11 protein-coding genes are annotated in these 13,936 nt (G+C 41.5%); 2 read left to right on the top strand and 9 right to left on the bottom strand.

All coding sequences use genetic code 11. The features are described from left to right. Positions 1-7: 7 nt before the first annotated feature. From ACXQIQ_RS14555 to ACXQIQ_RS14515, 9 genes are all read right to left on the bottom strand, one after another. Entirely contained in the window at positions 8-1,258 is a 1,251-nt protein-coding gene (locus ACXQIQ_RS14555; protein ID WP_439301645.1) for a M20 family metallo-hydrolase, read from the bottom strand. Between the two features lie 3 nt (positions 1,259-1,261). After that, positions 1,262-2,569: an amidohydrolase gene (locus ACXQIQ_RS14550; RefSeq protein WP_439301646.1), complete on the bottom strand. Its 1,308-nt coding sequence runs from the start codon at positions 2,567-2,569 to the stop codon at positions 1,262-1,264. Between the two features lie 2 nt (positions 2,570-2,571). Further along, positions 2,572-3,759: a M20 metallopeptidase family protein gene (locus ACXQIQ_RS14545; RefSeq protein ID WP_439301647.1), complete on the bottom strand. Its 1,188-nt coding sequence runs from the start codon at positions 3,757-3,759 to the stop codon at positions 2,572-2,574. Positions 3,760-3,784: 25 nt separating this feature from the next. Further along, entirely contained in the window at positions 3,785-5,275 is a 1,491-nt protein-coding gene (locus ACXQIQ_RS14540) for an AbgT family transporter (RefSeq protein WP_439302016.1), read from the bottom strand. Between the two features lie 567 nt (positions 5,276-5,842). After that, the gene (locus ACXQIQ_RS14535; protein WP_439301648.1) at positions 5,843-6,568 is read right to left on the bottom strand and encodes a hypothetical protein; all 726 of its coding nucleotides are present in this window, start codon (positions 6,566-6,568) and stop codon (positions 5,843-5,845) included. Between the two features lie 231 nt (positions 6,569-6,799). Beyond that, positions 6,800-8,116 carry a hypothetical protein gene (locus ACXQIQ_RS14530; RefSeq protein ID WP_439301649.1) on the bottom strand — a complete coding sequence of 439 codons (1,317 nt, stop codon included), beginning with the start codon at positions 8,114-8,116 and terminating at the stop codon, positions 6,800-6,802. Then, positions 8,109-8,636, bottom strand: coding sequence for a sigma-70 family RNA polymerase sigma factor (locus ACXQIQ_RS14525; RefSeq protein WP_439302017.1), 528 nt, complete (start codon positions 8,634-8,636; stop codon positions 8,109-8,111). The genes ACXQIQ_RS14530 and ACXQIQ_RS14525 overlap by 8 nt, the downstream gene beginning before the upstream one ends. Positions 8,637-8,862: 226 nt before the next feature. Next, positions 8,863-10,329 carry a sodium/pantothenate symporter gene (gene panF / locus ACXQIQ_RS14520; protein WP_439301650.1) on the bottom strand — a complete coding sequence of 489 codons (1,467 nt, stop codon included), beginning with the start codon at positions 10,327-10,329 and terminating at the stop codon, positions 8,863-8,865. Beyond that, positions 10,326-10,610: a YhdT family protein gene (locus ACXQIQ_RS14515; protein ID WP_439301651.1), complete on the bottom strand. Its 285-nt coding sequence runs from the start codon at positions 10,608-10,610 to the stop codon at positions 10,326-10,328. The genes panF and ACXQIQ_RS14515 overlap by 4 nt, the downstream gene beginning before the upstream one ends. Positions 10,611-10,750: 140 nt before the next feature. Between ACXQIQ_RS14515 and ACXQIQ_RS14510 the strand changes: the two genes are divergently transcribed. Both ACXQIQ_RS14510 and ACXQIQ_RS14505 read left to right on the top strand, forming a co-directional pair. Next, a complete protein-coding gene (locus ACXQIQ_RS14510) occupies positions 10,751-11,698 on the top strand; it encodes an LCP family glycopolymer transferase (protein WP_439301652.1) in 948 nt (315 codons plus the stop codon). A gap of 518 nt (positions 11,699-12,216) precedes the next feature. Further along, positions 12,217-13,731, top strand: a complete 1,515-nt coding sequence (locus ACXQIQ_RS14505; protein WP_439301653.1) for a cell wall-binding repeat-containing protein — start codon at positions 12,217-12,219, stop codon at positions 13,729-13,731. Positions 13,732-13,936 lie beyond the last annotated feature (205 nt).

Raw genomic sequence — 13,936 nt, 5'->3', positions numbered from 1 at the left:
CCCTTCATCAAGAAGGGTTACTCGCTTCATTCTTCATGTATTGTTTTAATATCTCGACACCCATGTTCAAGTCACTTTCTGAAGCGAATTCATCTGGATGATGACTCAGACCGTCTCGGCAAGGGATGAATACGAGTCCAGTCGGCCAACGGGATGCCATGTTCATAACATCATGACCGGCACCGCTTTCCATCATCAAACCATGATAACCGATTTGTTCACCGGTTTCCTTTATTGATTCCGTTACAGATGGATTAAGGAATACGGAGTCATCGTCTACAAGTGTGCGTGTATTGATTTTCACCTGGTATTGCGTAGTCATTTTTTCAAGTTCGAGCTGTATTTCATCAGCCAGGCCTCTTTTCAATTCATCACTGACACTACGGATGTCTACGCCAAGTTCAACCCGACCGGGTATACTGGTCATTTTGTTCGGATAGACATTCGCCATACTAGCCGTTGCAACGACGGGTACTTCGTTTTCATCTGAAAGCTGACGAGCTCGTTGCGAGATGAACGAGATGATTGGGGCAGCAGCTACCAGAGCGTCTTTTCGTTTATCCATCGGGGTCGATCCAGTGTGGCTGGATTGTCCTTCGATTTCAATCATCAAACGTGTTGGACATGCGATGGCAGTTGCAATTCCAAAGGACTTGCCTGCTTCTTCAACACGCGTACCTTGTTCGATATGAAGCTCAATAAATTGACGAAGCGCCTCTTTCGGACGTTCAGCGTCGGTGATATTTTTCCATGAAAGACCGCAACTTTCAACCGCTTCTTTTATTGAAATTCCATCGTCATCTTTTACCTCAGCAAGCTGACCCTTATTTAACTGACCGGTCATCGCTTTACTGCCGATTGTAGAGACGCCGAATCGAGAAGATTCTTCTGAAGCGAAGCAGATCACTTCTATTGGGAATGCGGGCTGGAAGCCTTCTTCCTTCAGTTCTTTGACAGCTGCCAATCCGCAAAGCACACCCGCAACTCCGTCGTATCCTCCCCCATTTTTCACTGTATCCAAATGGGATCCCATGGCAAGGGCAGGTTTATCATCGTTAGCGTTCCAACGTGCGATACTGTTGCCGGCTTCATCACGTCGGACCTCAAGCCCGATCGATATCGCTTTTTCTTCGAACACAGCGATTGATTTCCATTCCTCTTCACTGTAGCCGAGGCGGCTGAAGCCTTCTTCCTGTTCCATGCTGTCTGTCAGATTGAGTTGTTTCAATGTGGTCATCAGCCACGATTCTTTCTCCATATGTTACACCTCTTTTTCTTGTAAATGGACGATGGTTCTTGCGAGCGTATCGACCGCTACGGCAAGAACATCCTCTAGGTAGTCGAATTCTGAATGATGATGTCCATTCGCAAGGGGCGTTCCGAAAATGAGATATGTCGCTTGTCCCCCTATTTGTTGTACACGTTCCATCATGTAGGCGACGTCTTCTGATGCTCCAATCACGTCACGAGGAATCACCGACTGGATTATCGGACTTTCTTTAACGATATGCTCCAATATCGGGATAAAAGATTCGTCACTTGCGGCATCGATTCCTTGTCCGACAATTTGGATGTTTGCTTCCACACCATACATCGCGGAACTTGCAAGGATGATTCGCTCAGCTTCCTTCATCATATACTCGTTCAATTCCGTTATAGCGCCTCGTGTTTCGAGTTGCATAGCGGCATGATCTGGAACGATATTTCGACCCGTCCCAGCGTTCAATGTCCCGACATTGATTCTGGTCTTTCCATCTCCATGCCTAGGGATGCCATGTAGATGTAGTGCTGCGCTTGAAGCAGCAAGTAGAGCGTTGCGACCTTTTTCAGGCTCTTTTCCCGCATGTGCAGAAAGTCCTTTGAAGGTGACATCGCATTTGGTCGTTGCTAAAAATTCACTTGTCGTTGCGGAGACTTGACCGATGGATCGGCCGCTATGGATGCCAATATGACCGGATAAGAAGTAGTCGACATCGTCCAGCCAGCCCATTTCTACCATTGATTTTGCTCCACGTGAGCCTTCCTCAGCAGGTTGGAACAATAGCGTGTATCGCCCGGTAAGTCCTTCTGAATTCTGCTTTAAAAATGTTGCGATTCCAAGGCCGATTGTTGTATGGCCGTCGTGACCACAGGCATGCATTTGACCTTCTCTTTGAGAGTTGAAACCTTTTTGAGCCGGCTGATGCTGCTTTTTGTCAGATTCCTTGATTGGCAGGGCATCGATGTCATATCGCATGGCGATATGAGGCCCCTTTTTACCTGTATCGAATGTAGCGACCACTCCAGTGTGACCGCCTTTCATTCTTTCCATAAAGGATTCGGGAACCCCTTCAGCTCGTGCCCGCTCTTCTTCCTTTCGAAGGACATCTTCAGAAGGGACTCCCATCCTTTCATCACTGACAAGTGCCTCTTTTCCGATATGAGTGATATAGCCGAGTTCTGTTAATACTTTGGCGATCCGATAGGTGGTCACGTATTCGGTCCAGCCGACTTCCGGGTATTGGTGGAATTGACGTCTCCAATCAATCCATTGATCCTTATTCTGTTCAATGAAAGATTCCATTTTCATATTCATTTCTCCAACTTTTCCAATGTATCAGTTGCCACTTGTGCCATCATTTCCGCTCCACCAGCAAGTGCGTCTTCATCAAGCTCGAAGTAAGGATCGTGCAACGGTTTTGGTTGGCCGTTCTTCGGCATTGTTCCTAACCAGAAGAACGCTCCCGGATACTTCAGAAGAAACCGGCTGAAATCTTCTCCGCCAAGGGAGGAATTGAGTACTGGAGTTGACTCTTCCCCTAACAGGTTTTGCGCCGTCGCACGGACTTGTTGTGCCCATTCCGGTGTATTGACAGTCGCAGGATAGCCTTCTATATGCTCGATTTCAGCTGAACCGCCCATTCCAGCAGTAACTCCTTCAACTATTTTATTGAATCGCTCTTGTACTCTACTTCGCACTTCTGGATTCAGGGTCCGAATTGTGCCATCGATCGTCACTTTATCAGCGACGACGTTGTAACGATATCCACCTTCAATTTTTCCAACGGTCAATACAGCCGCTTCTAGAGGATCAACGTTCCGACTGACGACTGTCTGTAATTGACTGACCACTGCGGATGCCATCGTAATCGCATCATTCGTTTGGTGTGGCATACTCGCATGTCCGCCTGTCCCATTGATGGTCACGATGAAGCGATCCGATGCACCCATCATCGCACCATCACGGATTCCGATTTGGCCTTTCGGAAGGTCTGGCCATACGTGCTGTCCGAAAATAACGTCTGGTTTGTATTCATCGAAAATACCATCGTCCATCATTGGCTGGGAGCCTCCCGTCGGTGCATTTTCCTCTGCGGGTTGGAAGACTAATAAAATCGTTCCTTTGATGTCTGCTTTTTGTTCGTTCAGGAGTTTTCCAGTCCCGAGGAGCATTGAAGTATGGGCATCGTGTCCACAGGCGTGCATGACGCCCTCCTTTTTCGAAACATAGGATGATTCGGTTTTTTCATGGATCGGCAGCGCGTCAATATCAGCACGGAGAGCGACGACACCTCCTGGTTTACCGCCTTTAATGATGCCGAGTACACCAGTTTTGGCATAACCTTTTTTATATGGGATTCCGTATTCATCAAGCTTTCGTTGGATGAACTGAGAGGTTTCGAATTCCTCTTCGCTCAGTTCCGGATTTTCATGCAGGTGACGGCGCATTGAGATGATCTCTTCCTCCACTCGCTCACCTTGTCTTTTAAAATCAATCATATGATATTACCCCCATGTCTTGTGACTATAGTTTCATGTGGATGCCAGGTCCGATTGGCAATCCAAGTAGATTCCAGATAACGAATAAGATTGTCCAGATTGTCAAGAATACGACCGTGTACGGAAGCATGACAGAAAACAATGTTCCGAATCCTGCTTTCTTGTCATAATCCTTCATAAATGCCAGGATCATCGGTACATATGGGTTCAATGGCGTAATGATGTTTGTAGATGAATCGGCTATACGATACGCCATTTGCGTGAACGCTGGATGATAGTCAAGCAGCGCAAACATCGGAATGAATACTGGCGCCATCAATGCCCATTGAGCTGAACCACTGAAAATTAATAGATTCAGGATGGCTGTCAGGAAGATGAATCCGATGATAACTGGTAATCCTGTCATATTGATGCTTTGTAGGAATTCGGCACCTGAAACGGCAATCCAGACACCGATATTCGTCCAGTCGAAGTAAGCGATGAATTGGGCAGCTGCAAAGATCAGGATGATGAAACCGGACATGTCTTTCATGGATTCACCCATGTACTTCGGCACATCATTTGCCGATTGGATCTTCTTAACTGTAACGCCATACGCAACCGATAATGCTATGAAAAAGAATAGAATAATCGGGACGATTCCATCTAAGAATGGTGACGGGATCAGTCCGCCTTCTTCATTACGAAGTGCTGACCCTGGTAAAAAGATCGCCAATGCGAGTAGTCCTATATAGATTAGGGCAACAATACCAGCATTTCGTAGACCACGGGATTCAATGGGTTGGATTTTTTCAAGCTCTTTTCCATTCGCAGGACCTTCATATTTTCCAAGCTTCGGCTCTACGATTTTTTCCGTTACCCAGGTACCCACTGACATGAGCATCAAAACTGAGAAACACATGAAAATATAGTTATCGACAGGTGTTACAGTGATTCCATCCCCGATGTTTTTGGATACTTCAGTTGAAATACCAGAAAGCAGGGCATCTGTACCTGTAATCAGGAAGTTTGCGGTAAAACCAGCACCAACACCGGCGAAACCAGCAGCTAGTCCTGCAATCGGGTGTCTACCAAGTGTTAGGAAGACCATTGCTGCAATGGGTGGCACAATAATAAATGCTGCGTCGGAGGCCAGATTTCCTAAGATACCCGTTAGGACGATCGCATATGTGACCAGCTTAGGCGGTGCATTGATGATCGTCTTTTTCATGAACGTTTGGATAAGCCCTACTTTTTGGGCAAGTCCAATACCGAGCATCATACCGAGAACGAGTCCGAGTGGTTTGAATTCGGTAAAGTTCGTGAGCATAGATGTGAGAATGTATTTCAGTCCTTCACCGGTCAACAGACTCTTGATGGCGACTGTTTCCCCTGTACCCGGGTGGTCGACCGTCACGTCGAACAGACTGATGACACCGGAAAGGACGATGATTCCAAGTGCTAAGTAAACAAATAGCATGAACGGGTGTGGAAGTTTGTTTCCGAGCACTTCCACCCGATCCAGAAAGCGAAGCATGAACCCTTTGTTAGCGGTTTCATTTTCGTTTGCATGGTTTGGGTTAGTTGACGGCAATGCAATTCCTCCTCTTAAGTTTCAGGACATTGTTACGTGTGCGGGTGATGAATATTAAAGGCTTGAATTATATTTACGGACAATGTCCTTTTTTATTCCGTTAATAAAGAGGATAACGCATATCGAATGTAATTTCTAGTGAATTCAGAAAACTTATCACATGGAAATATTTGATTGTCGTACCATGTACCGATTTTAAACCCTTGGTATGACTGCAGTTGTAATCGGTACCGGGTACACTTCATTTCTGGGATATTTCTTATTGAGTGTGGATATACTGGTTTCTAATATGCTACTTGAGGATGTGTATTCTATGAAAGAAGAAGGAAATCTCTTTACCGGGCTTTTATGGGGTATTTCGCTAAGCGTTCCTCTTTGGATCTCTATCTTTGGATGGGTCAAACTCATTAGCCGAATTGTAAGGTGATGAGGACAAACTAATGTACAACCAATAGAAAAAGCTTAATCAAATTGTGTTTGATTAAGCCCTTTATCCTGAATCATATACGGTTAATATTTAACATCTTCTGAGACCATGATCCATTTTTCATTCATTTGTTTGAATGTTAAGTGTATCGTGTAACTACCATGCATATCGGATGAATTGGACTGACTAAGCTTATATTGCTTATCATCAATTTTTGTCATCGTAAATGGTTGTTGATCCGTAATCCAAGGATTAAGACACATCGGTATGATATAGAGACCATCTTCCTTTTCCTCAAAATACATATTTACATACGGTACAGCTACAGCTTCTGTCGCATAACTACTCACATGACTCACTAATTCTTGTTTCGTATTGAAGTTCTTCACCTTATTATTGCTTTCGTCATAAGGTTGAAGCAGTTCATCCATAAAGGTACGAGCGGTATGGATAAGTTCTTCTTTACTCGGTTCGGCCACTTCTTGGTTCTTAATCTTGTCTTCCTTGGTTTCTGACTTAACCTTTTCTTGTTTCTTAATAACTTTTACTTCTGTTTTCTTTTCTTCTTTTGGTTCATTTTCTACTATTTTTGTTTCTACTTCACCTGTATTCTCTTCAACTACTACTTCTGGATTTTCAAATCTCTTTTCAGCCGAAATTGTTGTGGTATTAATATTTTTTTGTAGCGTATGAACTTGTAACAAATCGTCTTTCGTAGAATGTTCAAGTTTTTCTTGATGGAGATCTACACCCGATCCAATGTTCCATCCCAATGTAAGAATTACGAAACTTAGAAACAATGATTTCAAGAAAATCCCTCCAAAAAATTCCTTATATAAATTAGACGAATCATTAACTTGAAAAGTTTCACTTTTGTTTCAATTGTTACAAAAACATTACAGGGAGTGAAAGGAGCCTATTTAACTTTGATTTTGACTTCGACATTTATTTCAATATGTCAATCAAGCGTTTGATTGAATCCTGTTAGTGGTTGAAAATAGTAGGGTTTCAATTTAAATCAAACGCTTGTTTAAAAAGGTTCATTCATTGGATTCAACGATGATGAATTCTTCCTTATCAGAGTCATAATAACCATCAATCTTTTTACTACCGTCTTTCGTTTTCAAAACTAATCCTAAGCGGTGATCATCGACATATGGTGGATCCAATTCATCTAATTGATCCAGGATATCTGCACCATATTTATGATACTGATCTATGGTCACGAATTCCGAGTCTGCTTTTAACGTCAATCTTACATATTTAAATTCACCAAACATCTCTACATCCTGTACTTCATTTTTGTCTTGATATTGGTCCCCTATTTTTTCATATGCTTTGTATAAATCCTTTACGCTTTCATCCCCGTTATGCTCTTGTCCTTCCCCAAAGTAATCGGAAGGTATGGACAGTGTAAATGTATCGTGTTCTAGTTGTGTATTTAATTTTAACTTTTCCATCTCCATGTCTCTTAAAATTGTACCTTGTTCATCAGAAATTCTAAATTTCAACCAGATACCCGATGGTTCATGCACCCATATATTGAATAGGTGCCCACTTCTCCCTAGCTCCCCTTCAATTACTACGGTATCTAAATTCAAATACTGAGTACGCTCCTTAATTGCCCATTGACTGAAATCTTCTAAATAACTAATCGCTTCATTTTTAGGGAATACATATTCAAAATCCAAGATTTCAGTAGGTAAATATTCAATATTTTTGGTTACACTGAACTCCTTTGTTAGATGGTATAACGAAACAATTTGATTATCTTTATATAGACGTTCCTCATCTAAGCCATCCTTGCTCAGCTCATGGATATAGAAAGCGGGATTGTCTCTAACCCTGGCGGCTAAATGGTAGGTTATGGGGTTCACTGTTCCATTGTGTTGAATTTTATAAGTTGCATTAACCGTTTTGAATACACTTTGATTATTTAGCATCAATTGATATAATTCTTCTTTGCCATTTAGACCTTTCTCAGGTGGAGGTTCTTCATCCACAACTTCTTCCTCATCTATTTTCTTAACAACACTTTCAACTGATTGGTCATCAGAATCTTCGTCATTAGTCGTCGGAGCTTGGTATTGTTCTGATTGTGGCTGCTTTGTGGATGTGGGTTGATTACTCCCTCCCTCTCCCTGTATCACTAAAAAGATAAGGAAGGAACAGATTGATAACAGTGCTACAAGAGCGATGGTTGGTTTAAAAGCAATTCTTTTCCTTTTTTGATGTTTTTGATTGTGAAGTTCATTCAATTTGTTAATAATTTTTTGTTCGCTATCTTTGTTGAAAGGATTTTTGTTGAACAGTGAATTATCAAGATTAGGTTTTAGTTGTTCAAACTCGTCATGCATGAAGAGAGCCTCCTCCCATTTCGTATTTCAATTTCGCTCTCGCCCTTTGCAGTCTTGTCTTCACAGTTGATTCCTTTAAATCTAACAAGCTGGAAATCTCACTAATTTTTAATTCTTCATAATAATGTAGGATAATGACTTCACGATATTTTACTGGAAGTTTTAAAACATTTTGGGATAACTCTTCATTAGTGCCGATCTTGTCATACTCGTCACCACTTTTACGTATGGGGAAAATATTTGATAAAAAAACATTCTTAAAATAAGAGGATCTAAGATAATCCTTACATTGATTCGCAAGGATGCTGTAGAGCCAAGTCTTTAAAGCAGATTCACCATTGAACGTGTGAAAATTTTTATACGCTTTGATAAACGCTTCTTGCACGAGATCTTCAGCCAGCCCCCAATCCTTCACATAGGTGAATGCAAAATTGGTCATTTGCTTACCAATTGTTGCAACTGCCTCATACAACAAATCGACTTCTTCAGCTGAGCAATCCATGCTTTCACTCTGGTTCATATTTGCCAAGGTCCAAACAGCTCCCTCCCCCTTTTTCTAACACTGAGACGTAATTTATGTAGAAAAGGATTCAAAATAATGGAATTACTATAAATATCGTTCGAAGTATATACTCGACAAATCTTTTACATTCTCAATCAAACGTTTGATTAAACGCGAAAGTGCCAGGCACTGTTAGGAAGTCCATGTGTAACAAGGATTCTTAAACAGTGCCTGGCACCATAGGTCAAATGCCCCAGAAGCGTTGGATGATTTGTTGTTGCGTGATGTTGTTTTTTTGCTGGGTTGCGAGACTAGCAATTACATATCCAAAGAAGGATAGGACGATTGGCACCACAACTGTGTGCATGCCTAACAAATTAGGTGCGTTCAGGTGTAAGAGCATGTATGAACCGACTCCGACAATCATCGAAGTGAAGGCTCCGTAGGCGTTTCCTTTTTTCCAATAGAGGCCAAGAACGACCGGCCATATGAAGGCGGCTTCCAACCCTCCAAAGGCAAACAGATTCAACCAGATTAATAGATCCGGCGGGTTTACTGCCATTAGGAATACGAGAATTCCGATAGCAGCTGTCACTGAAATGCTGATTGTTTTGACCTGACGCTGTGAAGCTGTTGGTTTTACATAGTTCACATAAACGTCCTTGATAACAGCTGAACTGACTAGAAGTAGTAATGAATCCACAGTGGACATAACGGCTGCCATTGGTGCTGCAAGGACGATACCAGCAAGCCAGCCGGGCAAGACTTCAAGTGCCACTAGTGGCATTACCTTATCCCCTACTTCTACTCCAGGTATGACGACACGGGCGAACACACCGATCAAATGCATACCAAGCATGATGAAACCTACGACAATCGTTCCGATAATCATCGCTTTGTGCATCGCTTTGGAATCCCGATAGGACATGGCTCTTACCGAGACCTGTGGTAGACCGACGACTCCTATCCCTACTAGTATCCAGAAGGAAGACACAAACAAGGGAGTGAGTGAACGATCTGCTCCGAAAGGGGATACAAGGTCAGGGTTTTCTAAGGTGAGCTCTGTCATGATGTTGGAGAGCCCTCCGCCTGCAATGACTGTTCCGATAAGCAATAGTAATGTTCCGATAAACATGACGATTCCCTGCAGGCTATCAGTTATGGCGACTGCTCGGAATCCCCCTATCACAACATAAACGAGGACAGAAGCCGCAAATATGAAAAGAGCAGTCGTATAAGAGAGTCCTGTAAAGCTTTCAATCAGCCTTGCCCCCCCAACCCATTGTGCTGCCATGGCACTGAAAAGGAAGATGACGATGCTGAATGCGGAAAGGAGTACAACCCATTTGCTTTGGTATCTTTCTTTTAGAAAATCGATCAGTGTAACTGCATTGATTTTACGAGCAACAATGGCAAACTTTTTACCTAAAACGGATAAAGTGAAGTAACCGGTCACGAGTTGCGACATAGCCAGTAGAACCCAACCAAGTCCCAGGTTATAGGCTACGCCAGGTCCTCCCACAAAACTGCTCGCACTACCAAAGGTTGCTACCATCGTTAACGCTAAAACGAACCCGTTGAGCTGGCGGCTTCCAAGGAAGTATTCTTGTAGGAAGTCAGGCGCTTTTTGTATATGTTTAGATGCATAGGTTCCTATTAAAAACACCACCAAGAGAAAACCAAAGAGTGGAATGATGACTTCCCAATTCATTCAGACTCCTCCCTTCGGTCCTCGAATGGCACCTCTGTAAAGTAAAATTTAACCATTACAATGACGAGCAGAGAAAATAAGACGAATCCACCGATACAGCTGTAAAAGAACCACGCAGGAAAGCCAAATATGTATGTATATTCTTCTGGATCCTTTCGCCCTAAACCATACGCGAAAGCAAACCACCAGATGAAATTGAGGATCGCTAATCCAATACCGAATAACGCTTCACGGTTCGCTATACGGAAACGAGGATCCTCTTTGAACCTTTTTTCGTCCATATTGTATCCCTCAAATCAATTTTTGAAGTTTTGTCCTATTTTACCAAACCTAACGTTTAAACTCGATCTTTAAAATGATTTGGTTCAAGCCAAGCTTACTGTATAATTGCATTATAAGACAAAGAGAAGCGAGGCTATTTATGTTGAAAAAGTTTATTTGGGCATTGGTCATCGTAGTTGGGATTGCTGTGATTGGAGTTGCTGGGTATGCCTACTATTTATATGATTCGGTGAAAGATACAGCTGAGAACATTCACGAACCGATTGATCCAGAACGTGAAAAGGCGGTTCCGAAACCGAAAGTAAATGATAAAGAAGCTCCTGAACCCATCTCAATTTTATTGATGGGAGTCGATGAACGTGAAAACGATCAGGGACGTTCAGATACAATGATTGTCATGACTGTAAATCCAAAGGAAGAGTCCATGATCATGTTCAATATCCCGAGGGATACACGTACAGAAATCATAGGGATGGATTTTGACGATAAAATCAATCATGCTTATGCCTTTGGCGGCACGAAAATGGCAGTTGAAACGGTTGAGAACTTCTTGGACATCCCTATCAATTATTACGTTCAAGTGAATATGGAGTCCTTCCAGGATATTGTTGATGCGGTTGGCGGGGTGACCGTTGATAATGGTTTAACTTTTTCATATGGAGGATACTCGTTCCCACAAGGTGAAATTAAGCTGGATTCAGGTAAGGAAGCTCTTGCGTATGTTCGGATGAGAAAGCAAGATCCAAAAGGCGATCTAGGACGTAACGAGCGTCAACGCCAGGTGATCAAGGCCGTCATTGACAAAGGGGCTCGAGCTTCTTCCATTACAAAGTTTGATGATGTGCTGAATGTTATTAGTGAAAATGTAAAAACAAACATCACGTTCTCTGAAATGAAAGATATCCAATCGAATTATAAAGAGGCTAGAAAAGAATTAGAAACGTTTGAAGTGGAAGCTCAAGAAACTTATATTAATGAAATCTTCTATTACATCGTTCCAGAGGAAGAGCGTAATAAAATCAGCGATAGATTAAAAGAACATTTGAATATTAAAAGTACCGCTTCTGAAAGTGATGAAGCAGCTTAAAGAAAAGCATTCATAACAAAAGACTCGTTGATGACGAGTCTTTTTTCTATACATAATAAAATATTGATGCCAAGAACGATAAAAAAATACCAATGAGGAATATAAATACAGTGTGGAAAAGGCATTTGAACATAAATATTTGTTTAGAAAAAAATGCGAAATAAAATGTACTACCTATACTGATGGCCAACCATAAATAATATAAAAACTCATTAACAAAGCCCCAGGCAAATAATAGAGCAAAGAAAATAGTGATAAACGTATTTATTAAAAATGAACTAATCATAACGATAAGATCCAATACCTTAATATCCCACACCTTTAAAGCCCCCTAGACACACTGTCTATCCTTATTTTACCACAAAGAACCCTTCTTCCTATTCGGGATACTTATCATTACACTTTATTATCAAAATATAAAATTTTTGTTTCATTTTCATTAAAAACATAGTTTGAGTTTTGGGTATATATGGGAAATGTTCTGTAATAAAACTTTTAGGAGGGGTACTATCTTTGGGTTGAAAAACAAGGGACTTTTTCTGGTTGTCATAGGTTTAGCACTGTTGTTGATATTAACGATACCAAAATCCGCCTCAGCTATACATATGGATCGGATTTCAGGTGAAAACAGATATGAGACTGCCGTAGAAATTTCTCAAAACGGATGGCCTGATGGCTCAAACACGGTAGTTCTCGCAAGGGGATATGAATTCCCTGATGCGATTGCTGGAGCACCCCTTGCTTATCAAGAAGATGCTCCAATATTATTGACAGATAATGATTATTTAACACAGGTCACAAAAGATGAGATTGAGCGATTAGAAGCGAATCGAGTGATTTTACTCGGTGGAGAAGCAGCACTTTCCTCTAGAATTGAATCTGAATTAAACTCAATGGGTCTTGAAACCAAGCGTATATCAGGTAAAAATCGATACGAAACGTCTGTAGAGATTGCTAGAGAACTAGGTTCAAGTGATACTGCAGTAGTGGCTTATGGAGGTAATTATCCTGATGCCCTTTCCGCAGCACCTTACGCAGCTAGACAAGGATTCCCAATCTTGTTAACAAGAACGAATGAAATTCCGTCTGCAGTAAATCAATTTAAAGATCGGTTTAATAAGTCCTATATTCTAGGTGGTCATGGCGTTATTTCAGAAAGCGTTGCAAACGATTTCAATGGAGCTGAAAGATTAGCTGGTGGAGATCGTTTTGAAACATCGAAAGAAATTCTAGAAGTCTTCCAAATGGGAGATGCGGACGAAGCGTATGTAGCAACGGGGTATGATTTTGCAGACGCCTTGACTGGCTCCATTTTAGCGGCGAAAACAAATGACCCGATTCTTTTAGCAGAAAAAAATTATGTACCGAACCCTACGAAATTGTATGTTGATGACAGAGGGCTAAATAACTTTACTGTATTCGGTGGATACAATGCTATTGATCAGTATGTTGATACAGAGCTTGCAAATCCAATTCAATTACTACTTGTTAATAAAAGAAGAAATATCCCTGCAAGTTACGAGCCAGAGAGATTAGTAGAACCAAATGTACGCTTCTCTCCGAATGTTTCAGAGAATGACAATAAGCGTTTGATGAACTCAATTGCAGAAGGACATTTAGAACGTTTATTTGATGCAGCCTGGAACGATGGTATGGAATTATATGCTCAATCAGGTTATCGCTCATATGAACGTCAACAAGAAATTCACCGCTATTACACTCGAGAATATGGTGAAGACTATGCCGATCGTGTAAGTGCAGAACCTGGGCACAGTGAACATCAAACTGGACTTGCAATGGACGTGACGAGTCCTGCAGTTAATTATCAGTTGGTTGAAGAGTTTGGTGATACGGAAGAAGGCCGTTGGGTTGAACGGAATGCACATCGATTCGGATTTATTATCCGTTACCCTGAGGGTGAAGAAGATGTAACAGGCTACAAGTATGAACCATGGCACTTACGTTATGTGGGTGAATCAGTAGCTCGTTATATGAAAGCCAACAACAAGGTCTTGGAAGAATACTTGAGATAGATTCATGTAATATTTATAGAAGATGCTACAAACTACATGCTTATAGCATCTTCTATTTTTTTACCAGGGTCAAGTGTACTAATTAACTAAAAATGATAAATAGACTAATGTTCCTGTTTTACAATTTATTACATATTATGTATTTACTTGGGATATTTTGTTGTGTAACTTTATTCTAGATAAAAAAAATTAATCTAGAGGTGAA

It is taken from the genome of Pseudalkalibacillus sp. Hm43 (assembly GCF_054170705.1).
Note: the sequence above shows the minus strand (reverse complement) of the source record. Positions and strands in the feature narration are given on the sequence as shown.

Excerpts from the sequence above, each read along its gene's own strand:
- ACXQIQ_RS14510 (WP_439301652.1), top strand. The coding sequence starts at position 10,751 with ATGTTGAAAAAGTTTATTTGGGCATTGGTCATCGTAGTTGGGATTGCT.
- ACXQIQ_RS14525 (WP_439302017.1), bottom strand. The coding sequence starts at position 8,636 with ATGAACCAGAGTGAAAGCATGGATTGCTCAGCTGAAGAAGTCGATTTG.
- ACXQIQ_RS14540 (WP_439302016.1), bottom strand. The coding sequence starts at position 5,275 with ATGCTTCGCTTTCTGGATCGGGTGGAAGTGCTCGGAAACAAACTTCCA.
- ACXQIQ_RS14550 (WP_439301646.1), bottom strand. The coding sequence starts at position 2,569 with ATGAAAATGGAATCTTTCATTGAACAGAATAAGGATCAATGGATTGAT.
- panF (WP_439301650.1), bottom strand. The coding sequence starts at position 10,329 with ATGAATTGGGAAGTCATCATTCCACTCTTTGGTTTTCTCTTGGTGGTG.
- ACXQIQ_RS14515 (WP_439301651.1), bottom strand. The coding sequence starts at position 10,610 with ATGGACGAAAAAAGGTTCAAAGAGGATCCTCGTTTCCGTATAGCGAAC.
- ACXQIQ_RS14530 (WP_439301649.1), bottom strand. The coding sequence starts at position 8,116 with ATGCATGACGAGTTTGAACAACTAAAACCTAATCTTGATAATTCACTG.
- ACXQIQ_RS14545 (WP_439301647.1), bottom strand. The coding sequence starts at position 3,759 with ATGATTGATTTTAAAAGACAAGGTGAGCGAGTGGAGGAAGAGATCATC.
- ACXQIQ_RS14555 (WP_439301645.1), bottom strand. The coding sequence starts at position 1,258 with ATGGAGAAAGAATCGTGGCTGATGACCACATTGAAACAACTCAATCTG.